Genomic DNA, 24,025 nt, shown 5'->3' with positions numbered 1-24,025 from the left:
TCTACACTGTATGCCCATGGCACTACAGTAAAGGCGACATCCCCATGGGCGCAAGGTCGTCAGGCTGATCAACATCGCGCAAGATGCCGACATGATCGACGGCCACCAGCACACGGGCAGGCAAATTAGCCTTGATGACCCGGCGGGCGCCCTCGTCGCCCTGCACCGCCTGCAAAGCGGAGCGCCATGATGCCCCCCACAATACCGGGTTGCCCGGCTGACCTTCGAAAACCGGCTGAAAAAACCGCGTCGCGGCCAACGACGGGTCTAGCCCGGCAGCTGCATCATAAGCTTTAACCAACGCATTGATGACCCTAGTATCGACCTGCGGCATATCGCCCAGCATGATCAGTATGGGCGAATCGAGAGGCGTCATGTGGGCGGCCACCCTGACGGACGCCGCCAGCCCTTCGGAAAAATGCGGGTTATCGGTAAAATCGACGGGCAAGCCGGCCAGGGCCTGGCGTACGACATCGGACTGATGCCCCAGGACAACAACCACACGATGACACAACGAAGCCAAGGCCTGATTAACGATGTGCCGCAGCATGGGCTGCCCCTGGTACGGTAACAACAGCTTATTGCTTGCGCCCATACGCCGACCTAGGCCGGCGGCAAGAACAACGGCCGTGACCGGAACTTTACCCTGCGAGTCGGGGTGTAGGCTCATTGGCGTGTTGCGACATATCGATGACACGAGCTGCCGAATCGATGACGGCATCGCGTTTAAGTTTAAACACCGCCACCGCCTGCGCCAAGTGCTGCACCTGGGTTTCGAGCGAAGCGGCAGCCGACGCAGCTTCTTGAACCAAAGCGGCATTCTGCTGCGTCACGTCGTCCATTTGCACAACGGCCATATTAATTTGCTCGATACCGCTGGACTGCTCGTTGGAGGCCGAAGAAATTTCGGCCATGATGTCGGTTACACGCTTGACGGAGGTCACGATGTTGTTCATGGTCTCGCCAGCCTTTTTGACCTGCAACGAACCGGCCTGCACTCGACCTACCGAATCAGTAATAAGGTTCTTGATCTCTTTGGCCGCCTCGGCACTACGCAACGCCAGGCTGCGCACTTCGCCCGCCACCACCGCAAACCCCTTGCCCTGCTCGCCCGCACGAGCGGCCTCGACCGCAGCATTCAAAGCCAGAATATTGGTCTGGAACGCAATGCCTTCGATTACGGTCACGATATCGGAAATCTTGCCGGAGCTGGCCGAAATATCGTCCATGGTCGTCACAACCTGGCCCACCACTTCACCACCTTGCAACGCCACGTCAGACGCGGTACGCGCCAATTGATTGGCCTGCACGGCGTTATCGGCATTCTGCTTGACGGTAGACGCCAGCTGCTCCATGCTGGCGGCCGTTTCTTGCAACGATGCAGCCTGCTGCTCGGTACGACTGCTCAGGTCGGTATTGCCACTAGAAATCTGCGCCGCACCCACACTGATTTCTTCGACGCTCTGGCGAACCGCCAACACCGTGCTACTCAAGGCATTTTGCATCTGCTTCAGGCTGTCGAACAGCGCATGCACCTCGCTTTTGGAACGTGCTGGCACAGGCGGCAATTCGGCGCTGAGGTCGCCCTGCCCCACCCGCTGCATGGCGACAATCATTTGACGTACAGGGCGCAAGGTGACCGCGGCGCGCCAACCCACCAGCAACGCAATCAACAGCGCTCCAACCAGCATAATGACCATCTGCAATTTCAGGTCTTCGCGGCTGGCGGCCATAAATAGTTCGCTTTCGCCCTTGGCAAACAACAACCAGTTCCAGTTCTCGACCGATTGCCAGGCCATCAGCGCTTCGCCACCATCCATTTGCAGGGCAACGCGTGAAAAGCCTTGCGGCTGGGCGAAATACTTGTTGAGTTCGACCTCGTCGTCGGCTGGATAGCGCGATGCCAGATCGGCACCGGCCATTGCCCCGCCCCCGGCCACATAGTGCCACTTGCCACCGTCACCCGACTTTTCAAGGATGGCAACCGAACCGAAATCTGCCACTTTTTGCGTGGCCACCCAGGCCAGCAGATTCTGGACGTCGGCATCGACATTGACACGTACCGTGAGACCACCAAACACTTTACCGTCGGCAGTTACCAATGAACGGATGGCTATGGCGTACCACTGGCCATTGCGCTGGACCAGACCGGTATAGTCCTGGCCTTCGCTCAGGGTGCGCACCAGAAAATCATCGGCGGGAATAACGCTACCAATACGCGGCTGGCCGTTGTCGTCTTTCAGCAGTGTGGCCGCGCGAGCCCATTTGTCGCCCACTTTTACAATAATGGCCGGGTCAGCCCCTGTCATGCGGTTGATTTCTTCAAGCACCGCCGTATCGCCGTTAACCGTGATGCCGCCGGCCATGATACGAGGCGCGTAACCGATTTCGCCCGTGAACGCGTCTGAGTCTCCGAGCGTCGGCTCGCCACCCAACGCATCAATAAATGTAGGCATCAGATCAGACGCGCGACGCGAGGCAGAACGGAACACCAGTTGCAAAGACTGATCGACAGCACTGAGTGCGGATTCCATTTCGCTCTGAACAGCGGCTCGGGCATTGTTCTGACTTTGCCAGCCCACCACCGCAGCCACAATAGCCATGACCGCCAATGTGGACAACAGCGCCGAGAACACAACCCGAAACGCTAAGCTTTGGCGACTGAACCAACCTGTGCCGACATTGACCTTTTTGCTATGCTTTGCCTTGCTGCTTGCCATGATGTTGTTCCGTGCCAGTTAAAGCGACATGATGTTAAAAAGATTGCAGGATAGTAACCGGACGTGACGTTTGATAAACGTCAAATACGAGTAAGAAAACCGTCGTATTCTTTATTTTTCAAGAATTTAAGGGTAAACACTTAGGGCCTGATGGCCCGTGCGCAACGACACAAATACGCGCATACACTTGAATTGCTTCTACCCGTACGCGCCGGTGTGCCCACCCCAAGGACAAATCCATGAAGATTTCCAACGCGCAACTGTATGGCCAAAATGGCTTGTGGGATATCGACCTGGCTCACGGGGTCATACAAACCGTGACCCCGGCCAGCCGCGCCAAGCCAGACCCCTTACTCGCCATTGCCGAGCAGCTCGACGCGACTTACATCGACGCCAAAGGCGCCCTGGTTATTCCACCTTACGTCGAGCCGCATATCCATCTTGATGCCACGCAAACGGCAGGCCAGCCCCGATGGAATCAGTCGGGCACGTTATTTGAGGGCATTGCCTGCTGGGCAGAACGCAAAGCGCAGCTCACCATCGACGACGTCAAGCAACGCGCCTGGCACACCCTCAAATGGCAGATCGCAAACGGCATCTTGCATGTCAGAACTCACGTCGACGTTTCTGACCCCACACTCACTGCCCTTAAAGCAATGCTCGAGGTTCGCAGCGAAATCGCCCCATGGCTCGACCTGCAAATCGTTGCCTTCCCGCAAGAAGGGATATTGTCTTACCCCAATGGTGAGGCGTTGCTCGAAGAGGCGCTGAAATTGGGCGCAGACGTCGTCGGCGCAATCCCCCACTTCGAATTCACACGCGAATATGGTGTCGAGTCCCTGCACAAGGCGGTGGCGCTGGCCTGTCGCTACGACCGGCCGGTCGACGTTCATTGCGACGAAACGGACGACGAGCAGTCGCGGTTTCTTGAAACCCTGGCCATGCTCGCTCATCGTGAAGGCCTGGGGGCCCGCGTCACGGCCAGCCACACCACGGCCATGCACAGCTACAACGGCGCCTACACCTCACGCCTGATGCGTCTGCTGGCCCTGTCAAAAATCAATTTTGTCTCAAACCCGCTGGTAAACATCCATTTGCAAGGCCGATTCGACACCTATCCGAAACGGCGGGGGCTGACACGCGTCGACGAACTCATGTCCCATGGTCTGAACGTATGCTTCGGACATGACGACGTGTTCGACCCCTGGTACCCGCTAGGCACGGCCAACTTGCTTCAGGTACTGCACATGGGCATGCATGCCACGCAAATGATGGGGTACGAACAACTTGAACGGGGGCTTGACCTAGTGACGCGTAACGCCGCCATCACGCTGGGCCTTGAAGGCTACGGACTGGCGCCGGGCAACGCCGCAAACCTGGTTATTCTGCCGGCAACCAGCGGGTTCGATGCCTTACGAAGACAAGTCCCCGCGCAATATGTCATCCGGCAAGGCAAAGTGATTGCCCACACGCAGCCCAGTCAAACACAGATCTGGTTGGGTACCGCTGAGCAGGTCGATTATGGGCGAATGCGCTAACGTAAGTACTACGACCAGGGTCAAACACCCCGACCGTACCGGCCAACATCAGACGCAACAGCGATCATACGCTTCGCGCACAGCCTCGACGCCATATTGACGTTCAAGTCGGCGCACAATGAAATGACCGCGCGCCATGTCCTGGAAGTGGCTCATGAACAGCGTATTGATGGCCGCACCGCCGGCTGCGCCAATGGCGGGAATAGCTTGTGCAGCTGCCTTTTCGGTGACCTGAATGCCAAAACGCTTGGCCACCCGAGCAATCAGCTTGACCATCATCGGGGCCCCTTGGTCGGCCAGGCCCTTTTCGGCAATGTACTTACCGGCTTCGGTCACCGACTGAGCCAGAGCGGCACGTACCGCAAAATAGCCGCTTTCGGCGCTGTCGTCGGCGGCCGTCCTGCCCCCCAGCGCAAATACCTCGATGCAGGCGCGACGCGTGTCTTCGTTGGAAATGGATTCGCCGTGACCACGCGCGATGTCAGCCACAGAGCGCAGCATAATCGTAGTGGATACCGGCAGCTCGATGGCAATGGCGCCTAAACCAAAAAAGCCCCCAACCCCGCCGGATACCGCTACCCCGACCTTGTGCCAACGGTTCGAGGGGCTGCGGCCAGGCTGGTCTCTCAAGGTGTACAGCGCCGCATTGGCCGCCTGCGTCAGCGCCTTCTGGGTCACATCACCGATCTGGCGCGACCACGATGCCGGCAAACGGGCCAAGCCTTTTTCTATCGGCATGCCGATAACCCCCGTAATGCGGGAGGCTAAACCGGGGTGTTCAAGCAAGTTTTTGGCCTGTTGCAAATCGGCCAGATCGTCTGGAGCAAACATAGAAGCCAAGTTTTGATGCATAAAAGCATAGCTTAGCGTGTTGCCCCGTAAAAAGCACCGATGCTACCCTGCAGGCAATACATACTTACAGCGCAACAACACGGTTGCGGCCCTGGCGCTTGGCTTCGTAAAGGGCCTCGTCTGCACGCTGAAACAGCATTGCCGCCTCTGCGGGGTCTTGCAACACCATGGCGGTACAACCTAAGCTGATACTGACGTGAGGCGCGACCAGCGAGAACTCGTGCGGCAAAGCCAACTTGCGTACGGCATCGCATAATCGCTGAGCTACAGCACGGGCCTGGCCAAGATCGGTTTCCGGCAAAATGGCCGCGAACTCTTCGCCCCCGTATCGAGCCAACAAATCGCCTGGGCGGTTCACGGCCTTGCGCAACGCTGTCGCCACCTTGATAAGACACTCATCGCCGCGGCCGTGGCCGTAGTTGTCGTTGTAAGGCTTGAAGAAGTCAATATCAATCATCACAAGGGCCATGGGCAAGCCATTACGACTTAACCGGCTGGCTTCGCGCGCCAATGTCAGGTCGAAACTGCGGCGGTTGGCAATTTGGGTAAGCCCGTCGATATGCGACATTTCCTCGAGCATGTCAGCCTTGGCCTTGAGCCGCACCTGATTGCGGATACGCGCCCGCACAATAGGCAGATGGAACGGCTTGGTAATGTAGTCGACAGCCCCCAAATTGAGCCCTTGCTCTTCCTCGACGGCCTCGGTCAGGGCGCTGACAAAGATAATCGGAATCGACTGGGTCGCCGGATTATTCTTCAGGGCACGACACACGGCATAACCGTCCATACCGGGCATCATGATGTCCAGCAGGATCAAGTCGGGCGGGTGATCGCCCTGCGCAATGGCCAGTGCCTTCTCACCTTTACCTGCAACCTGAATAACATAATCGTCTTTCAAATAGTTGGCGAGCATTTTGACGTTAGCGGGCACGTCGTCGACGATCAGCAAGGTCTTGCGCTCGTCGACGGGCGTACTCATCGCGACGGCGAGCTCGGCCGGCCGTTCGGGCATGGCCTCAAGCCACGCCGCCAGCACCTCGCTCAAGGTCTGGACGTCAAACGGCTTGCCTAAATGAGCGTCCATACCTGCAGCCAGCGCTCGATCAAGGTCTTCCACCAGACCCGCCGCCATCATGGCGATAATGGGTACGGCTTCGTCCAGATTTCTGACCTGCCGCGCCGCCTCGTAGCCATCCATAACCGGCATTTGGATGTCCATCAGAACCGCATCAAATTGACCTTCTTTAAAGCGCTCGACCGCTTCGACGCCATTTGCCGCCGAGACGGCTTGCAACCCCAGCCGTGCAAGCTGCGACATCGCGACCTCACGGTTAATCTCGTTATCGTCCACAACCAAGACCCGCTGTCCGGCAAACCGGCCCGCCACAACCGCAGACGTTTCGTCCAGATCCGAGCTGCGCAATTGCTCGAACATATCGCGCAGTCGTGCGCGCAGAACCGGCTTGGGCAATACAGGAAAGTCATCTTCGGGCAACATACTGGCTTGAGCAATGGCCTCGGTGCCCGCAAGCACAAACCAGGGCTCAGCCTTGTTTCGGGCGCGGTACAAATGACGCAAACGGCGTAAAGTGTTCAGTCCGGTTAGCGGTGCCAACGACCAGTCGACAATCACAATATCGAAAATGCCGCCGGTCTCGAGACGAGCCGCAATCAGCTCAATTGCCTGCTCACCGCTTTCGACTGTGTCGACAACGGCGCCCCATGCCGCCAACAGCTCTGTTAACGCCTCTTGTGCCCGCGCATCATCCTCAACCACGAGCACATGACACGGCTCAGATCCGCAGGGCGGTTGGTCGGGCACAGCTTGTATTGCCGGATCCAGTGAAAAAGCCAGCTCGAAACTGAATTGCGACCCCTCGTTCAAGCGGCTTCGGGCATTGATGCCGCCACCCCCCATCAACTGCACCAAAGCTTGACTGACCGGCAGCCCCAGCCCCGCTCCGCTGTACCGCCGCGTATTAGACGAATCTAATTGCGAAAAAGGCTTGAATAAATAAGGCAACTGGTCATTTTCGATACCCGGGCCGCTATCTGAAACGTCGAATCGAAGCCAGGCCTGTCTGCCTTCGCGCCGAATCAAGCTTACGCCGGCCGCGACATAACCTTGTTCGGTAAACTTGACGGCATTACCCACCAGCTTCATCAGCACTTGGGCCAGCCGCAACGGATCACCCGTCAGCCCGGCCGGAATGTCCGGGTCGACACGCAGCACCAATTCGAGGCGTTTGTCGGATGCCGGGCGCGCAAACATCGCGGCGAGTTGCTCGAAGACATCATCTACCTGAAACGGCTGCAGCTTGATCTGCAAATCGCGGCTATCCAGCTGCGAGTAATCAAGAATGTCGTCAACCATCAGCAGTAACGCGCGCGCCGCCTGCCTGACCTGCTCGGTGCGCCGATGCTGCAACGGTGACTGCGATTCGCCCAATTGCAGGTCAGCCATACCGATAATGGCGTTCAAGGGGGTACGAAGTTCGTGGCTCATGTTGGCTAGAAAAGCCGATTTTGCGCGGTTCGCAGCATCTGCCTGCACCTTGGCATCTCGCAACTCAAGATTCTGATGCGCTTGATGACCCATCAACCGGTTAAAGGCGTGCACCAGTTGCCCCACTTCATCAGGCTTGGCGACCTCGAGCGTCGTCGAGTCGCGCGTGCCTTCAATCATGGCCTGAACATCAGTTGCCGCGATTTCGAGGGGCCGAAGCTGACGACGGATATACACGGCCACGCACGCACCCGCCCCTATCGTCAGCAAGCCGGTAAGTAACGCCAGCTTAAGCAATAAAGCATGCACCGGCGCCAGGGCTAGGTCGGCAGGCAAGGTATGCACGACCAACCAGTCCATCATCTTGAGTGGCCGCGCTGAATAAATGACGCGTTCTCCAAGCGGCGACCGAGCCACGCCCTGCAAATGCCCCGCCATTATCTGCGAAACCAATCCATTATCATGCAACGCATCCAGAGGCTGCAGGGCCAGTTCAGCAAGGGTTGACGCCACAACCACCTTGCGCTCAAGGTCTAGTACAAACAACTGACCGCCATGGCTCAGTTGTTTGGTTGACACCTGGGTCAACAGATTGTCTCTGGTCAGCCGGGTCACGCCAAAAACCATACCCAACAAACTGCGGTCGCCCGACAAAATGGGCACGGCAATGACAAATACCGGCTCGGCAGTCGCCCCACCAATAACCGGTGGCGATATCACCGGCACCTTATCGCGTAGCACTCGCTGGAAATGCGCCCGGCCCGACAGGTCCCGGCCGACCCGGCCGGGCCGCGTGGGAGAATCGATAAGGACCACCCCGTTCTCATCGGTGATGACAAGCCCGTTATTAAACGCTGAGCGCAACATCACTCGACTATCGAGCGCCGTGCGCAATTCGGACACGTCACGCAAGGCATTGCCGTCGTGAAGTAACTGCGAAAACACAACAAGCGCCTCTCGGCGGTCAGCCAGCCCTTGGTCGATACGCTCAGCCACAAGATCCGTCGTGGACTCTTCATGAACCAATAACTGTGCCCGATTATCTTGGTAAACGAAATAACCGACCGACAACAGCGAACAGAGCGCGGTGATGCCAATGACCCACAGCATGGCCAACGTCAGCCGCCGCACCAGCGAGGACCTGACTCGAAAAACAGACATGGCGCTACCCTGCTCCCAGCTCGCGACGCAAGGCCGCCAACGCTTCGGCCGCCGCATCAAAATCCAGCCCGTCAAGTGCCGACTCAAGTGGCGGCCAGAAGGTTTGCCTCAACGTCGTTGGCAAACATGCGGCAATATCAGCCAACGTTTCCTCACTGATAAACTGGCTTGACGCAATAGCGGCCGACAAAGCCTGCAACCTGAACATAAGCGGCCGCGTGTCTATTGGCCCGGTATTGAGCTGCTGCCACTCAGCGGGCTCTGCTGGGTCTGAGAGATACGCGGCTATTTGGTCCGACAACTGCAACCGCAAGGTTTCGAAAGAATCGATCAGCGTCGGCGCAGGCACCTTGCGCTGTTTCAGGTGCCGGTCGATATCGCCGGCCAGTACGGCCAGCTCTTCCAGGGCAAGATTGCCCGCCACACCTTTTAAACTATGCACCAGGCTTTGCGCAACGACAAATTCCGCGGCGGTGCTTTTGGCGTCCAACCCAAGCAAGATTGTGACCAGCCGACCGTAATGTCGGTCGAGTTGCTCTGAAAACTGGGCGAGCAATTTACGATACAGCGTCGCGTTCCCCATCAGACCATCAATCGCGGCCTGGACATGCAGGTAATCGGTATGATCATCGCGCGGCGGCGATACTGCCGCCGTCTGGCCTGAACCCCCGAAGTCGATCGCCCCGTGTCCCAACCAGCGAGCCAGCGTGTCATATAAATCGGCCGACTCAACAGGCTTGACCAAATACGCGTCAAAGCCCGCTGCCACGCTGCGGACACGATCGTTTTGCGTTGTAGCCGCCGTCAGCGCAATCACCGGCACACTCAGACCTCGCGCGCGCATACTGCGCGCAACCGCAAAACCGTCGATATACGGTAAACCAATATCCAAAATAACTGCATCGAAGACCTGAGTGTCGATCAGCTTCAACGCCTCGGGCCCGCTAGCGGCACACACGACGGACAACCCAAACTGAACCAGCTGTGCAGACTCGATTTCCTGACTGATCGGGTCATCCTCGATGAGCAGTACCCGCCCCGCCAGCGCACGTGCTGTCAACTGACCAAAAGTTGTGTCGATAGGTTCGGGCAACGGCAACTGACCGCGTCGCAACGGCAACACAAAGCTGAAGGTTGCACCCTCACCCGGACGACTGTCGATATGAATGTTGTCCCCGCCCATGGCACTTACCAGGCGCTGACAAATGGCCAAACCAAGCCCAGACCCGCCATAGTCCCGACTGATGGTGCTGTCAGCCTGAATAAAAGCCTTGAACAAGCGGTCGTGCTGACCACCGGCAACGCCTATCCCCGTATCCGACACCGAGAACTTCAACCACTCGGTATCATCCTGCCGGCGCACGACATCGACATGCAATTCAACGCCCCCGCGTGCCGTGAACTTCAGCGCATTGCTCAGCAAATTCTGCAACACCTGACGCAGGCGCAATTCATCGCCTTCGTAAACGTTCAGGGTGACCTCATCGGCAAACACCCTAAGGTCAAGCCCCTTGTCGTCGGCAAGGGGCTTGAACAAGCTCACGACCGCATTGACGACGTTTGCGGGTGAAAACGGGCGCGACGCAATATCCAGTTTTTGGGCGTCTATTTTTGACATGTCGAGCACGTTGTTAAGCAACGTCAACAAATGCCTGGACGACTGGTTGATCTGACGCAATGTCTGGTGAAGAGTCGTGACCTCGGTGGCCTGCAGGCCCATCTGACTTAAACCGATCAACCCAGAGAGTGGTGTGCGTATTTCGTGGCTGAGGTGTGCCAGGAAGACCGATTTCGCCTGGTTCGCCATCTCGGCCTCTTGCCTGACCAGCTCGACCGCATGCTGCGCCTCGATGGTGCTGTCTATGGGCACGTGTGTGCCCAACATGATCAGGGGTCGCTGTTCATTGTCGTAAGCCGTGACCTTGCCGCGCGACTCAAGCCAGGTCCAGCCGCCCTCTGCGTTTCTAAGTCGAAACCCGACCTGAAAACTTTGATTGACATGTTTTAGCGGCCCCACACGTGAAAAGGCCTCGGGTGCGTCATCGGGATGCATGAGCGACCTGAACACCTCGAGGGTCATGGGAAACGACTGCGGCGCGTAACCCAGCTGACTATAAGCCTCATCAGACCAATTGACCTCGTTCGTGTGAAGGTCCCATCGCCACAGACCCGTATTCGAGGCTTCCATGGTCAACAGAAAACTGGCCTGCATTTCGGCCAGTGTGGCCTCTTGCTGCTTTCGACTCGTAATATCGAAGATATAACCGTACCATAGCGTTGCGCCGTCGGCGAGCCGCTGCGGCGTAGACTCGCCGCTGACCCAACGCACAGGCTGCCCTGGGCAACAAACGCGATACTCGGCCCGCCATAGTTCAAGCGTGCGTGCCGACGCCAGAATGCTTTCGCGAACCCTCGGTAAATCGTCAGGGTGCAGCAGCGCCAGCACTTTACTTGCATCGGCCACCACTTCTTCAGGGCTGACACCGTAAATGTCACGCATCCCCCTGCTGGCATAAGGAAACGCCATACGTCCATCGGGATACATGACGAACTCATACAAGACCCCGGGCACATGATCGGCCAAACGGTTCAACGGCATTAAAAACCCTGCTTATAGGTAGAGATATAAGCGGATTCTATTACACGGCACCAGAATGAGCCGTGTGAATTTAGACTTTGAAGGCGTCGATTGCGCGCAACCGGGTGGCTTTAAGGTCAACCATCATGTCGACGTAGCCCCGGGCTCGGCGGGCAATTGGCGACGGATCGTGGATTTCGCGCGCGGGCAAGTCGGCCAGTTCGGGCAACCAATGCCTGATAAACCGACCATCCGGATCGAATTTCTCAGACTGACTCAGTGGATTGAACACCCTAAAGTAAGGCGCAGCATCTGCCCCCGTCGACGCACTCCATTGCCACCCCCCATTGTTGGAGGCAAAGTCCCCGTCGATTAGATGGCGCATAAAAAAAGCCTCGCCCTGCCGCCAGTCAATCAGCAGATTTTTCGTTAGAAACATCGCAACGATCATGCGCAGGCGATTGTGCATCCAGCCAGTAGCCAATAACTGGCGCATCGCGGCATCGATAATAGGCACGCCGGTACGACCTTGAGCCCAACGATCGAACTCATCGGGCGCCTGACGCCAGGCGACCTTGTCGGTTTCGGGACGCATCGGCTTGCACATGGACAATTGCGGATAGGCCTGCATCAGATGCCGGTAAAACTCGCGCCAAAGCAATTCGTTCATCCAGCTCAACGCCCCCCGGACGCCAGAGTCGAGCTCGCCCTGGTTGGCGCGGGCTGCGGCAACGAAACAGGTTCGGGGAGACAGCAGCCCAGCGGCAAGATAGGGCGATAACTTACTGGCCCCCTCGATGGCTGGATAATCGCGCTGGTCGTGGTAGACCGACAGGCTCGATTCGACAAACTTCGCCAGGCGGTCGTACGCCGCATCGGCAGACGCCGGCCAAAGCGTTGCCAGACGATCGCGCATTTGGGTGCTCAAGTCACCGTAACCTGCGCGGTCGATCAACGTTTCGGGCGGCTCGAAGCTCAAAATGGACGCAGGGGCCATCGGCTGACGTCGAGGCGCAGGCAAAACAACCGGCATGGCGGTTCGCAACCGTTCGCGACATGCCTTGGCAAACGGTGTAAACACGCGATAAGGCGCGCCTGCACCCGTCAGCACCGTACCCGGTTTAAGCAAAGTGGCATCATCAAAGCCTTCCATGACAATGCCATGCGCCTGCAAAAGACGATAGGTTGCCCGATCGCGCTGGCGTTCATTAACACCAGACTCGCGATTGCAAAACACATTATGCGCCTGTATTTGTTGACAGAACTCAAGCATCGCCTGCGGGACATCAGCCCATTCTTGAACACATAGCCCCACCAGCGGAACGTTCAGATCTGCAAGATCGGCATGCAAGGCCTTTAGCGCACGGCGCCAAAAATCCACTTTCACGGGCGCATCGTCGTGCTTGGCCCATTGCGACGGCGAAACCACGTAGACACCTACTGTCGGCCCAGCCGACATCGATGCCGTCAACGCTACATGATCAGCCACGCGAAGGTCCGTTCGGAACCAGCACACCGAAATATTGTCTGACATAAAACACCTGCACGTTCACGGCCAAAATCGGCCGCAATCAAATTACCGGGAAGCAACGATAATGCCACGTAACAACCGCCCAGTGCCGGCCACACAGCAGACAACCGTTACACTAGAGGTTTAGATTTAGATTCAGACATTGTCATGTTTTCCGGGAAGCGACACAAAAAACAGGGCAAGATAACGGGTGCTCCGGCCCGTCTTGGCGCTGTTATTGCTGCGGTGGCAGCCGCATGGTTTGCATACTCGCAGAACGGTTCCGCCGATTCGACCGCAACGCCCGATACGCTTGTCTGCACCATCAGCAGCGTTCACGATGGCGACAGCCTGCGAGCCAACTGCCCGGGGCAAAAGAACAGCGTCAAGGTCAGGCTGCACCAAATCGACGCCCCCGAACTTGACCAGAAGCACGGTATTGCATCGCGGGACATGCTGCGCAACCTGTGCCGCCGGGGCGAACCCGTTGAGCTGACGGTGACGGGTACCGACCAGTACGACCGGATGTTGGCCGATGCCCGCTGCGCGGGTAAAGATGTGGCGACAACCATGGTGTCTGAGGGCGCAGCCTGGGTCTATGCGCAATACGTGCGCGACAAAACACTGCTCTCGGTTCAGCAACGCGCCCAAACTGCCCGCATCGGGCTCTGGAACGACAGCGCGCCTACCGCGCCCTGGGAGCACCGGCGCGAACAACGCCACCAATAAAACCAGGTTATTCCCCCCCTGCCACCCTTATGCATAACAAACCCGACTTCGCTTCGGCCCACTTACTGAGGTACCACGCATGACCGCATATTCAATACTTGACCTGGTTCGCATCCGCGAAAACGGCAATGCAAAAATATCGCTGGACAACGCTCGCGACCTGGCTGCTCAGGCCGAAAACTGGGGCTATACCCGGTTCTGGATGGCGGAACACCACAATATGCCCGGCATCGCCAGCGCCGCCACCTCAGTGGCTATTTGTCATGTGGCTGCAGGCACCTCAAAAATTCGTGTCGGTTCGGGCGGCATCATGCTGCCCAATCATTCGCCGTTGGTTGTTGCAGAGCAATTCGGTACTCTTGACGCCTTGTACCCCGGGCGCATTGACTTGGGCCTGGGCCGCGCCCCAGGCACCGACCAACTGACTTTACGCGCATTGCGCCGCCACCCAGGCAGCGCAGACAGCTTCCCACAAGATGTTCTTGAGCTGCAGGCCCTGCTGGGGCCAATCGAACCAGGCCAGCGCATCCGCGCCATTCCGGGCGCCGACAGCAATGTCCCGCTTTACATTCTGGGCTCCAGCACGTTTGGGGCGGCACTGGCCGGCCAGTTCGGCCTACCTTATGCGTTTGCCTCTCACTTCGCCCCCGACTACCTTTACACCGCCCTTGAAACCTACCGCTCCCGTTTTACGCCGTCTGAACAACAGAAGACACCCTACGCCATAGTCGGCGTCAATATTATTGTGGCCGACACCGACCACGAAGCGCAGCGACTGGCCACTACCCAGCAGATGTCGATTACCCACCTGTTGCGCGGCGATCGCGGGCTCAGCAAAGCCCCCATCGACGATATCGACACGTACTGGAGCATCGAAGAAAAGCGGCAGGCACAGCGTATGCTGGCTTGCTCAATTATTGGTTCGCCAGATACCGTCCGCGAAGGCATCAAGACATTGCTGTCGCAAACAAAAGCCGACGAGTTGATCATCGTCTCAGACGTCTACGACCACGAACGCCGGCTTCGTTCCTATCAGCAAATCGCAGAGATCATGACGGCACTAAATGAAACAACACACGCCGCAGCAGGCCAACCCGCCTAGTCATGAGCCCGGAAGACCTTGAAAAGCTGGTGAGCTGGACTATGCCCTTTGGCAAATACAAGGGGCGGATATTGGCCGACTTGCCCGGTCACTACTTGAACTGGTTTGCGCGCGCCGGTTTCCCCCCTGGAGAAATCGGGCGGCTGTTGGCCTTATTACAAGAAATGGACCACAACGGGCTCAAGCCCCTGCTGAACCCGCTACGCTCACGCCAGCAAGCCAAGCCTTCGCCCAGGTCTTAAAAAAGAAGCTGCCAAGCGCACGCATTGTCTCTGCGCCTGACAGCCTCACCCCTAAAAACCGATAACGATCAAAGCCCCAGATACGCCTGTCGGACACGGTCGTCTTGAAGCAATGCCTCGCCTGCACCCTCAAGCACCATGGCCCCCGTTTCAAGGACATAAGCCCGATCACACAATTCCAGCGACTCGACAACATTCTGCTCAACCAGCAGCACACTCAGGCCGTTCGCATGCAGACTGCGAACAACATCAAACATCTCTTCGGTCAGCAACGGAGACAGCCCTAACGAGGGCTCATCGAACATAACCAGCATGGGGTTGGCCATAAGCGCACGTCCGATAGCCAGCATCTGCTGCTCGCCACCCGACAACGTACCTGCCTTTTGCGTCTTGCGTTCTGCCAGTCGTGGAAACGTGTTGTATACACGATCAATATTGTTTTGACGGCCGGCGCGCGAACGGCGCAATGTCGCCCCTAAGCGCAGGTTCTCTTCAACGCTCAAGCTCGGAAAAATCTGACGCCCTTCGGGTACCTGTGCAATACCGAGCTCGCACACCTGCGTACTGTCGAGCCCGAGAATAGGCCGACCTTCGAAATCGACCTGCCCGCTCGTTGCGGGAATCATTCCCGCAATCGCCCGGATCAAGGTTGTTTTACCCGCCCCGTTTGCCCCGACGATAGAAACGATTTCGCCCCGGTTAATATGAAAACTGACGCCTGCCAGAGCCTCGGCCTCGCCGTAACTGACGCGCAAATCGCGAATATCCAGCAGGGGTGCCGTGTTAGTGGCCATGCTTTGCCCCCTTTCCCAAATAACTTTCAATGACGCGCGGATCTTGCGTAACGGCGTCAGGCGTGCCCTGCGTGATCAGTTCGCCGTGATGCAGCACAGCCACATGGTCTGCAATCGACATCAAAATACGCATGACATGTTCAACCAGCACAATCGTCAGCCCTTCTTGGTTCAGGGCACGTAAGACAGCGATAATTTCGTCGGCCTCTGTGGGTCGCAACCCGGCCATGACCTCGTCAAGCAGCAACAGGCGTGGCCGAGTTGCCAATGCCTTGGCCAACTCAAGCATTTTTCGGTCGGGCAACGTTAAATGCATGGCCTTGATGTCTTTCTTAGGCCCCAGCCCCACTTTGTCGAGCGTTGCTGCGGCAAGGTCGCGAGCCTGGCCCATGGTAGGCGTACGCAACAGCGCGCCAACCATGGCGTTTTCGAGTACGGTCATGTCTTGCAATGGCCGCACCACCTGGAACGTCCGTGCCACACCCAAGGCGCAAATGTCTTCCGGATCAAGTCCGGTAAGACGCCGCCCATCAAAAAAGACTTCGCCCTCGGTAGGCGCTACCGCGCCGGCAATCATTTGAAAACACGTCGTCTTTCCGGCCCCGTTGGGGCCAATCAACCCCATGATGCTACCGTGGGGAACGTCGAAACTGACATGGCTGACTGCTATCAAGCCGGCATAGCGCTTAGTGATATCTTTAACCTGAAGCAATGCTTGTGTCATGACTCAACCTTCTTCAATACCTGTGCCTCGTCATGACGACGCTTGTAGCAACGTTCGATGCGGCGAGCAATCGGTGGCCAGATCCCGTCGGGCAAAAAGATGATGACCGCCAGAATCAACACCCCATAAATCAGAATATTGAGCCCAAACACGCCCATGGACTGAGCCGCATGGTTGGAAAATTCGTTAATGGGAATGACGAAAAAAGCACCGACGATAGGCCCGAACAACGTCCCAATGCCGCCAATGATGGGCGCAATAATGACCTCGATCGAAAACCGCATGCCCATGATGGTGTCTGGAAACAGGCTACCGCTAAGCAAGGCGTAAAACGAACCGCCCACGCTGGTCATGGCGGCACTGATCATGACGGCCAGAATTTTCAGGCTGAAGGCCTTGACCCCTATCGCGCGCGCCGCGTCCTCGTCTTCGCGGATGGCGCGCCAAAAGTACCCCAGGCGGGAGCGTGCCAATAACGCACAGGCCAGAAACGCCAGGCCGGTCAAAACCAAAAAGCAAAAATAGAAAAACGTTGTACCGCCACGCAGATTAAGCAATGGGTTAGTTTCTTCGGGTACAGACAAAAAGTAACCCGCTGAGCCCCCGACAAAAGACCAGTTCTCGAATGTCAGGCGCCCTAGTTCGGCAAAGGCAATGGTCAGCAAAGTGAAATAAATGCCCTTGACCGCAAAACGAAACCCTAACCAAGCGATGCAAGCCCCGACAACAGCGCTGATGCACGCGCCGATGACGATACCCACCCACGGCGACAAGCCAAATGAACCCACCGAAATAGCGCATACGTAGGCCCCCAGACCAATGTACAGGCCATGCCCCAGCGACAACTGCCCCACATACCCCATCATCAGGTTCCAGGCTTGGCCGAAAAAGGCAAACATCATGACTAGCGTCAGTACCGCAATCAAAGAGTCGGACGTGAACGACGGCAACAGAGCCATGATCACAAAAAAGGCAATGGACAAAGACGTCCAAAGCTTTACCGTTTCTTTATTCATCGTTGCTTCTCCCCGAACAGCCCCTGAGGACGCAGCAACAGGACCAGAATCATCAGCCCGTAAGAAATCATTGATTTCATGGCTGGGTTGATCAGCAGTGCGGCCAGGCTTTCGGAAACGCCGATCAAAATACCGCCGACCAGTGCGCCCATGAGGCTGCCCAAGCCGCCCACAATAACGATAATGAACGCCAAAAGCGTGAGCTCGCCCGCCAGATAGGGCTGAGTGTCAAATACCGGCGAAATCAGCGTCCCCGCGACGCCCGCACAGGCCACGCCAATGCCGGCAGTAACCGCATACAAACGATTGACACGCAAACCAATAGCGGCCGCACCCACCTGGTTATCAGCCGCAGCCCTGATGGAAGCCCCGGTGGTCGAATAGCGCAAAAACACCAGCAGCAGCACAATCATGACCAACGCTACCGCAGCGCCATACACACGGACCGCATCCAGACGTAAGCCGGCAAATTTGTACGTATCAAAACTGGAAGGGTCTGCAATAGAGCGGGCGTCGGGGCCAAACACCAGCATATGAACGCCGGTGATAACAAGGGCCAACCCGATAAACAAAATGAACTGGGCATGGTGCGGGCGACGGATGAAGCGATTAACCAGCCCGGCCTGCAACACATAGCCAAAACAAAACATGACCACCGCTGAAATGGGCACTGCCATCACCGGCGTAATATCCAGCACCGACCAAATCAGGTAGCCCAGATACATGCCCAGCACCACCAGTTCCCCGTGAGCAAAATTCACGACACGCATCACGCCGAACATGATCGTCAGCCCTAATGCGATGAGCGCATAGATAATGCCGATGAGAACGCCGCCTGCAACTACATTGGCGTATAAAGAAAGCATAAAAAAACCTTAAGGATTGATCATCAAACCCATAGTCACGACGGGCCCGGGGTATTAGGCCGGGCCCGCCATGCGAACCGTACCGACCCGATCAACGATCGTCGAAGGGGCGCATCGGGTAAATCGGCTCGGCAACCGCCAGGTCTTTAGGCCCGACCACTGTTGGTGTGCCCCGCTTGTTTTGCAACAGGGCCACACCAATATTCGGGTTCTGACCCTTTTCGTTGAACTGGATGGGGCCGCCGAACATAACGTGATCGGTGATATTGGTGGCTTTTAGCGCCGCATGAATGGCCGCGGGATCGCTTGACTTGGCGCGGCTTAACGCATTGGCCACGATTTCAACCGCCTCGTACGAGAACCCGACATTCAGCTCGAACCGACTGCCCTTGACCTGACGCTCAAACCGCTCGGCCAGCGCGACAGCACGAGGATTCTTGACGTTCAACCAAGGCACACACACCATGTAATCGTCACCATACTTGCCCAGCGCGTCGGTAAACGATTTCTCGTAAGGCCCTGGGCTGCCCGGACCAATAATGGCCATGGGGTTGTAATCTTGCTTGACCATTTCGCGCACAATCATGATGGCGTCGTTGACACGGGTGATAGGCAACAACAGCTGAGCGCCGGTGGCCTTGGCCTTGGCCACCTCAACCGACAGGTCTTTGGCCCGAACGTCGTAGCCGATGGTGTCCAGAATTTCAATCGGCATGTTCGTACGTGCCCATTCGGCCTGCATGGCTTTAAGTGCCGACTGGCCAAAGGTGTCGTTGACGTACAAAACCACCGCATTCTTGGGCGGCTTGCCGGTCGACGCGGTCAGCTCGCGGATACGCTCGACCGCATTGGAAACCAGCTGTGTTGCCGGGGTGAAATTACGGAAAATCTGGGTGAAGCCTTGCTCGGTAATTTGAGGAGCAGAGGCCACATTGATGACCAGCGGCACTTTAGCTGCTTCAACAGCCTGCGCGGCGGAAATCGTGGCGGCCGCATCCCAGGCTCCAATCAGCACGGTACATCCGTCACGAATCAGCTTCTCGGCCGCCACACGGCCGTTTTCAGGCTTTGACTCGGTGTCGGCATAAATAAACTCCATCGGCGGGCCGTTACGCTCTTTATTAATTTGGTCGCCGAACTCAACGCCACGACGCGATGCCTGCCCCGGAAACGCATATACGCCGCTGGTAGGCAAAATGACCCCAACTTTGGTCGGGGCGTTTGCCCAACTGAACCGCATGGGCATAGCACCCAAACCAACCGCAACACCGGCCGACTTGATCAAGGACCGGCGTGAAATTTTCATGTTCATACATTGCTCCCGTGGTGGATAAATTTGAACCGCTAAAATTTTGTTGATAGATCAACTTGTTTTATAAGTGAAACGGCAATTTAATTATGGAATTGTGGGATGATATTATCCGAGTTGCCTGATCAACTCTACCGGGGGAAACCCTAGAAATGTCTGTAACACCCAGCTCACCGCCTGCCGCAAGCCAATCCACAACCCTGACCGACCGCGAAATACGTAAGGTCGTGGCCGGACTCATGGTCGCCATCATTCTGGGGGGGCTGGAGCAAACCATTGTCGCCGTCGCCCTGCCCCGCATGGCGGCCGACTTGCAAGGTGTTCAGTGGCTGGCCTGGGTCGTCTCGGCATACCTGATCGCCGTCGCTGTCTCGACCCCTATCTATGGCAAACTGGGTGACCTTTACGGCCGACGTGCCATGCTTTCCAGCGCCATCATTATCTTTCTGGGCGCATCGGTTCTATGCGCAATGGCCAGCTCCATGCCCATGATGATAGGCGCTCGCATCCTCCAAGGCATCGGCGGCGGCGGACTGCTGTCGGTCTCGCAAGCCATCATCGCCGACATTGTCTCGCCGCGCGAGCGCGGCCGGTATCAGGGCTACATCAGTGTCAGCTTTGCCATTGCCAGCGTGGCCGGGCCGATTGCGGGCGGACTGCTCACCGAGTACCTGTCATGGCACTGGATTTTCTGGGTCAACCTGCCTATTGGCCTGGCGGCCTACATGATTTCTCAACGCACCCTGGTGCGCCTGTCTCGACCCAGCATCAAGCGCTCCGTCGATGTGGGTGGTGCGTTATTGCTGACGGCTGGGCTGACCACACTCCTGATCGCTATCAGTCGGGTCGGCCACGGCACTCACATACTCGACAGCTACAACGTAACGCTGGCTGCGATAGCCGTCGTATTCATGGCAGCGTTTGTCTGGCAAGAAAAGCGCGCTGCCGAGCCGATCATCCCCCTCGTACTATTGGCTAACCCCATCGTCGCGGCGTCATGCGTCTTGCTGTTTATTGCGTTTATCGAACTCATTGCGCTGACCATCCTGATACCCCTGCGTTTGCAGATGCTCACTGCCGCAGGCGCAGACCGTGCCGCCCTGCAACTTGTCCCTTTGTCTGTCGCGATTCCGGCGGGCGCCTATATTGGCGGCACTTTGATGGCGCGGTTGGGACAATACCGAAATATCCAGCTTGTCGGCGCCTCGATGGTGCCTGTTAGCATGGCGCTTACTGCGTACACTGACCCCACCGCAACCGGCTGGGTGATTCTGTTCACTACCTTGGCCGGCATCGGCATCGGTCTGCAATTGCCCACTTCGACGGTTGCTGCGCAAAATGCCGTAGCCCAGCGTCATATCGGCGTGACCACCGGTCTTGCCTCTTTCAGTCGCTCGGTGGGTGCTGCGGTAGGTATCGCCATTCTGACCGCCGCCTTGTTCGCTCTGCTTCAGTCTTATATGCCCGCTACCCTGACCGAACTCTCGAGTGCGGAAACCGTACGACAAATGATTGAAGGGCAACTCCCCCCACTCAGCGACGCCGCACGCGCCGTTTTGATGAGCTCGGGCGAAAAGGCTTTTCGCCACACCTTTCTGATCAGCGCCCTGATTGCCGCGATCTCAGTCATCCTCTGTTTGCGCATCCCTGAACGCGCACTCAGCGAAAAGCGCCCCTCGGCCTGACCCAGGTTACCGTCGCCTTCGCGCATAAAAAAAGCCCCGCTGCTTGGCGGGGCTTTTTTACTTACTTACTGGCTATGCTTACTGGCTTTCGAGGAAACTTTTCAGCTTGTCAGCACGGCTGGGGTGACGCAACTTGCGCAGGGCCTTGGCTTCAATCTGACGAATACGCTCACGCGTGACATCGAACTGTTTGCCCACCTCTTCAAGGGTTTGATCGGTGCTCATTTCGATACCGAAACGCATGCGCAGGACCTTGGCTTCGCGCGGTGTCAGGGAATCGAGGACCTCTTTGACCACGTCGCGCATCGAACCCTGCAACGCCGACTCGGATGGTGACAAGTTAGCCAAGTCTTCGATGAAATCACCCAAGTGAGAATCGTCATCGTCACCGATAGGCGTTTCCATGGAAATCGGCTCTTTGGCGATTTTCAGGATCTTGCGCACCTTATCTTCAGGCATATCCATTTTTTGCGCTAACGTTGCCGGATCGGGCTCGGCACCCGTTTCCTGAAGAATTTGGCGGTTGATCCGGTTCATTTTGTTGATGGTTTCAATCATGTGAACCGGAATACGAATGGTGCGGGCCTGGTCGGCAATAGAACGCGTAATGGCCTGACGAATCCACCACGTGGCATACGTTGAAAACTTGTAGCCACGACGGTACTCGAACTTATCGACGGCCTTCATCAGGCCGATATTGCCTTCCTGGATAAGATCAAGGAACTGCAAACCGCGGTTGGTGTATTTTTTGGCGATAGAAATAACCAGACGCAGGTTGGCCTCGGTCATTTCGCGCTTGGCCTTGCGTGCCTTAGCTTCGCCCGTTGCCATGCGCTTGTTGACATCTTTAAGGTCTTTAAGCGGCAAGACAACGCTGGACTGCAAATCGATGAGCTTTTGCTGAGTTTCTTGCACCGCAGGCACGTGACGCTCGAGCGTTTCGGAATACTCGTGCCCAGCGGCGACTTCACCCAGTACCCATTCGAGGTTGGTTTCGTTGCCCGGGAACACTTTAATGAAATAGGCGCGCGGCATACCGGCGCGCTCGACGCAGATCGACAGGATTTCGCGTTCGAGCTTACGCACCTGAGCAACCTGATCGCGCAGAGTGTCGGCCAGTTTTTCGACCATTTTTGCCGTAAAGCGAATGCCCATCAGCTCAGTCAGAATAGCTTCTTGCGCTTCTTTGTAGCTTTCGGCGTGGTAGCCCTCGGATTCGAAGGCGCGGCGCATTTTTTCGAACCATTGTGCGACCGCATCGAATTTCTTCATTGACTTGGTGCGAAGGTGCTCGAGCTGTTTGCTGCTCATGCCGCCGGCCGGACCGTCGTCTTCATCGGAGTCAACCGATACACCGGCGCCAGCATACTCCTCGCCCTCTTCATCGATCAGACCGTCGACGACTTCGTCGATTTGAGCCTGGCCGTCGCGCACGCGCTGCACGTGGTTGAGGATTTCGTTGACGGTGGTGGGACACGCCGCAATGGCCATGACCATGTGTTTGAGGCCATCTTCGATACGCTTGGCGATCTCGATTTCGCCTTCACGTGTCAGGAGCTCGACGGTTCCCATTTCGCGCATGTACATACGCACCGGGTCGGTGGTACGACCAAAATCGGAATCAACCGTCGTCAGGGCAGCTTCGGCTTCGTCTTCGACATCGTCATCGCTGGAAGCGACCGGTGCGTTGTCGTTGAGCAGCAGTGATTCGGCGTCGGGCGCCTGGTCGTAGACCGAGATGCCCATGTCGCTGAACGTGCTGATGATACCGTCAATGGCTTCGGCATCGACCAGATCGTCAGGCAAGTGATCGTTGATCTCGCCGTACGTAAGGTAACCACGCTCTTTACCGAGCTTGATAAGGACCTTGAGGCGATTACGACGGGCTTCCTGTTCTTCGGGGGTCAGCTGGCTGCGTGCAGGCACATCTTTGTCTCCCTTGCCGCGCTTGCCGCCGCGCTTGGCAATGGGCTTGAGCTCAGGGATGACCTCGGCTTCGATATCGATGTCGCCATCGTCGAACGGCGAGCTGTCGTTGTTGGCAGCTTTGGCCGGACGACCAGGACGACGCCCGGTAGGGGTACGCGCCTTGCGCTTTTTAGGCTCGGCCGACACTTCGAAATCGTCGTCAATGTCGATGTCTGCCGCTTTGGCCGCTGTTTTGCGGGCTGCGGTTTTTTTGGCCGCCTTCTTGACAGCCCCTGGCGTTACGGCTGTTTTGCTTGCGCTTTTGGTGGCCGCCAACGTTTTGGTTTTGCCGGCAGTTTCCAGCTCTGCCGCTTTAGGGGTCGTATCAGTCGCTTTGGTCATGGTCGCTTCCGTAAGTGCAAAAACCCGCGGGCAAAGGCCGGCGAGTAATGCAAGGGCAAACTAGTGTCTTTACTGCCGTGATGCAGCGTTGTTGACTGCGGGTTGCAGACGCCGGTGCCTTAAGATAAATGCCCTGACCAGCTTATGGGTTACAGGGTGCAATGGGCCACCAGCCGCCAACCAGCCTGACAACAAACCGCCCCGCATTTTGCGTGGGCCGCAAGGCTTAGGTTAAAGGACGAACTTTGCTGCTTTGCCGGCGTAAAAACACTCGGCACGCAAAAAACCGCCCCACCCTTTGCCTTGTCCGTATCAAACCAATAAAGACGATATAAAACCTTTTATTTTACAGCAGTTAAGTCTTTTTACACAGTAAATTTTCT

The 24,025-nt window shown here is 57.1% G+C and carries 17 protein-coding genes; 5 read left to right on the top strand and 12 right to left on the bottom strand.

Going from position 1 to position 24,025, the window contains the following annotated elements; all coding sequences use genetic code 11:
• Nucleotides 1–22: 22 nt before the first annotated feature.
• Both CHR62_RS04775 and CHR62_RS15930 read right to left on the bottom strand, forming a co-directional pair.
• Nucleotides 23–670 carry an NTP transferase domain-containing protein gene (locus tag CHR62_RS04775; protein ID WP_158609088.1) on the bottom strand — a complete coding sequence of 216 codons (648 nt, stop codon included), beginning with the start codon at nt 668–670 and terminating at the stop codon, nt 23–25.
• Nucleotides 642–2,720, bottom strand: a complete 2,079-nt coding sequence (locus tag CHR62_RS15930; RefSeq protein WP_199722889.1) for a methyl-accepting chemotaxis protein — start codon at nt 2,718–2,720, stop codon at nt 642–644. The genes CHR62_RS04775 and CHR62_RS15930 overlap by 29 nt, the downstream gene beginning before the upstream one ends.
• A 239-nt stretch (nt 2,721–2,959) precedes the next feature.
• Between CHR62_RS15930 and CHR62_RS04765 the strand changes: the two genes are divergently transcribed.
• On the top strand, nt 2,960–4,258 hold the full coding sequence (locus tag CHR62_RS04765) for a cytosine deaminase (RefSeq protein WP_123660164.1): 1,299 nt from the start codon (nt 2,960–2,962) through the stop codon (nt 4,256–4,258).
• A gap of 48 nt (nt 4,259–4,306) precedes the next feature.
• Here CHR62_RS04765 and CHR62_RS04760 read toward each other — a convergent pair whose 3' ends face one another.
• The 4 genes from CHR62_RS04760 to phrB all read right to left on the bottom strand — a co-directional run bounded on the left by CHR62_RS04760 (nt 4,307) and on the right by phrB (nt 12,889).
• A complete protein-coding gene (locus tag CHR62_RS04760; protein WP_199722888.1) occupies nt 4,307–5,110 on the bottom strand; it encodes an EcsC family protein in 804 nt (267 codons plus the stop codon).
• A gap of 64 nt (nt 5,111–5,174) precedes the next feature.
• Complete coding sequence (locus CHR62_RS04755) at nt 5,175–8,777, bottom strand: response regulator (protein WP_158609087.1); 3,603 nt, start codon at nt 8,775–8,777, stop codon at nt 5,175–5,177.
• A 4-nt stretch (nt 8,778–8,781) separates the two neighbouring features.
• Entirely contained in the window at nt 8,782–11,376 is a 2,595-nt protein-coding gene (locus tag CHR62_RS04750; RefSeq protein ID WP_123660162.1) for a PAS domain-containing hybrid sensor histidine kinase/response regulator, read from the bottom strand.
• Nucleotides 11,377–11,446: 70 nt separating this feature from the next.
• Entirely contained in the window at nt 11,447–12,889 is a 1,443-nt protein-coding gene (gene phrB / locus CHR62_RS04745) for a deoxyribodipyrimidine photo-lyase (protein ID WP_093971277.1), read from the bottom strand.
• Between the two features lie 144 nt (nt 12,890–13,033).
• On the opposite strand from phrB, the gene CHR62_RS04740 reads away from it, so the two are divergent.
• The 3 genes from CHR62_RS04740 to CHR62_RS04730 all read left to right on the top strand — a co-directional run bounded on the left by CHR62_RS04740 (nt 13,034) and on the right by CHR62_RS04730 (nt 14,938).
• On the top strand, nt 13,034–13,594 hold the full coding sequence (locus tag CHR62_RS04740; RefSeq protein WP_123660161.1) for a thermonuclease family protein: 561 nt from the start codon (nt 13,034–13,036) through the stop codon (nt 13,592–13,594).
• Nucleotides 13,595–13,673: 79 nt separating this feature from the next.
• Entirely contained in the window at nt 13,674–14,696 is a 1,023-nt protein-coding gene (locus CHR62_RS04735; protein ID WP_123660160.1) for an LLM class flavin-dependent oxidoreductase, read from the top strand.
• A 2-nt stretch (nt 14,697–14,698) separates the two neighbouring features.
• Nucleotides 14,699–14,938, top strand: coding sequence for a DUF3820 family protein (locus CHR62_RS04730; RefSeq protein ID WP_123660159.1), 240 nt, complete (start codon nt 14,699–14,701; stop codon nt 14,936–14,938).
• Nucleotides 14,939–15,006: 68 nt separating this feature from the next.
• Here the strand turns inward: CHR62_RS04730 and CHR62_RS04725 are convergent, their stop codons facing one another.
• The 5 genes from CHR62_RS04725 to CHR62_RS04705 all read right to left on the bottom strand — a co-directional run bounded on the left by CHR62_RS04725 (nt 15,007) and on the right by CHR62_RS04705 (nt 19,650).
• Nucleotides 15,007–15,732 carry an ABC transporter ATP-binding protein gene (locus CHR62_RS04725; protein ID WP_199722887.1) on the bottom strand — a complete coding sequence of 242 codons (726 nt, stop codon included), beginning with the start codon at nt 15,730–15,732 and terminating at the stop codon, nt 15,007–15,009.
• Nucleotides 15,722–16,456: an ABC transporter ATP-binding protein gene (locus CHR62_RS04720; RefSeq protein WP_123660158.1), complete on the bottom strand. Its 735-nt coding sequence runs from the start codon at nt 16,454–16,456 to the stop codon at nt 15,722–15,724. The genes CHR62_RS04725 and CHR62_RS04720 overlap by 11 nt, the downstream gene beginning before the upstream one ends.
• Complete coding sequence (locus CHR62_RS04715) at nt 16,453–17,472, bottom strand: branched-chain amino acid ABC transporter permease (RefSeq protein ID WP_093971282.1); 1,020 nt, start codon at nt 17,470–17,472, stop codon at nt 16,453–16,455. The genes CHR62_RS04720 and CHR62_RS04715 overlap by 4 nt, the downstream gene beginning before the upstream one ends.
• Nucleotides 17,469–18,338 (bottom strand): branched-chain amino acid ABC transporter permease, encoded by an 870-nt coding sequence (locus CHR62_RS04710; RefSeq protein WP_093971283.1) that lies wholly within the window; start codon nt 18,336–18,338, stop codon nt 17,469–17,471. The genes CHR62_RS04715 and CHR62_RS04710 overlap by 4 nt, the downstream gene beginning before the upstream one ends.
• A 91-nt stretch (nt 18,339–18,429) precedes the next feature.
• Nucleotides 18,430–19,650 (bottom strand): ABC transporter substrate-binding protein, encoded by a 1,221-nt coding sequence (locus tag CHR62_RS04705; RefSeq protein WP_123660157.1) that lies wholly within the window; start codon nt 19,648–19,650, stop codon nt 18,430–18,432.
• Nucleotides 19,651–19,799: 149 nt separating this feature from the next.
• Between CHR62_RS04705 and CHR62_RS04700 the strand changes: the two genes are divergently transcribed.
• Nucleotides 19,800–21,332, top strand: a complete 1,533-nt coding sequence (locus CHR62_RS04700; RefSeq protein ID WP_123660156.1) for an MDR family MFS transporter — start codon at nt 19,800–19,802, stop codon at nt 21,330–21,332.
• Nucleotides 21,333–21,410: 78 nt separating this feature from the next.
• On the opposite strand, the gene rpoD is transcribed toward CHR62_RS04700, so the two are convergent.
• Nucleotides 21,411–23,642 (bottom strand): RNA polymerase sigma factor RpoD, encoded by a 2,232-nt coding sequence (gene rpoD / locus CHR62_RS04695; protein ID WP_093971286.1) that lies wholly within the window; start codon nt 23,640–23,642, stop codon nt 21,411–21,413.
• Nucleotides 23,643–24,025 lie beyond the last annotated feature (383 nt).

It is taken from the genome of Pusillimonas sp. NJUB218, assembly GCF_003788685.1.
In the GTDB taxonomy this organism is placed as follows: Bacteria; Pseudomonadota; Gammaproteobacteria; order Burkholderiales; family Burkholderiaceae_B; genus Neopusillimonas.
The sequence above is the reverse complement of the archived record's forward strand: the minus strand, read 5'-3'. Positions and strand labels throughout refer to the sequence as shown.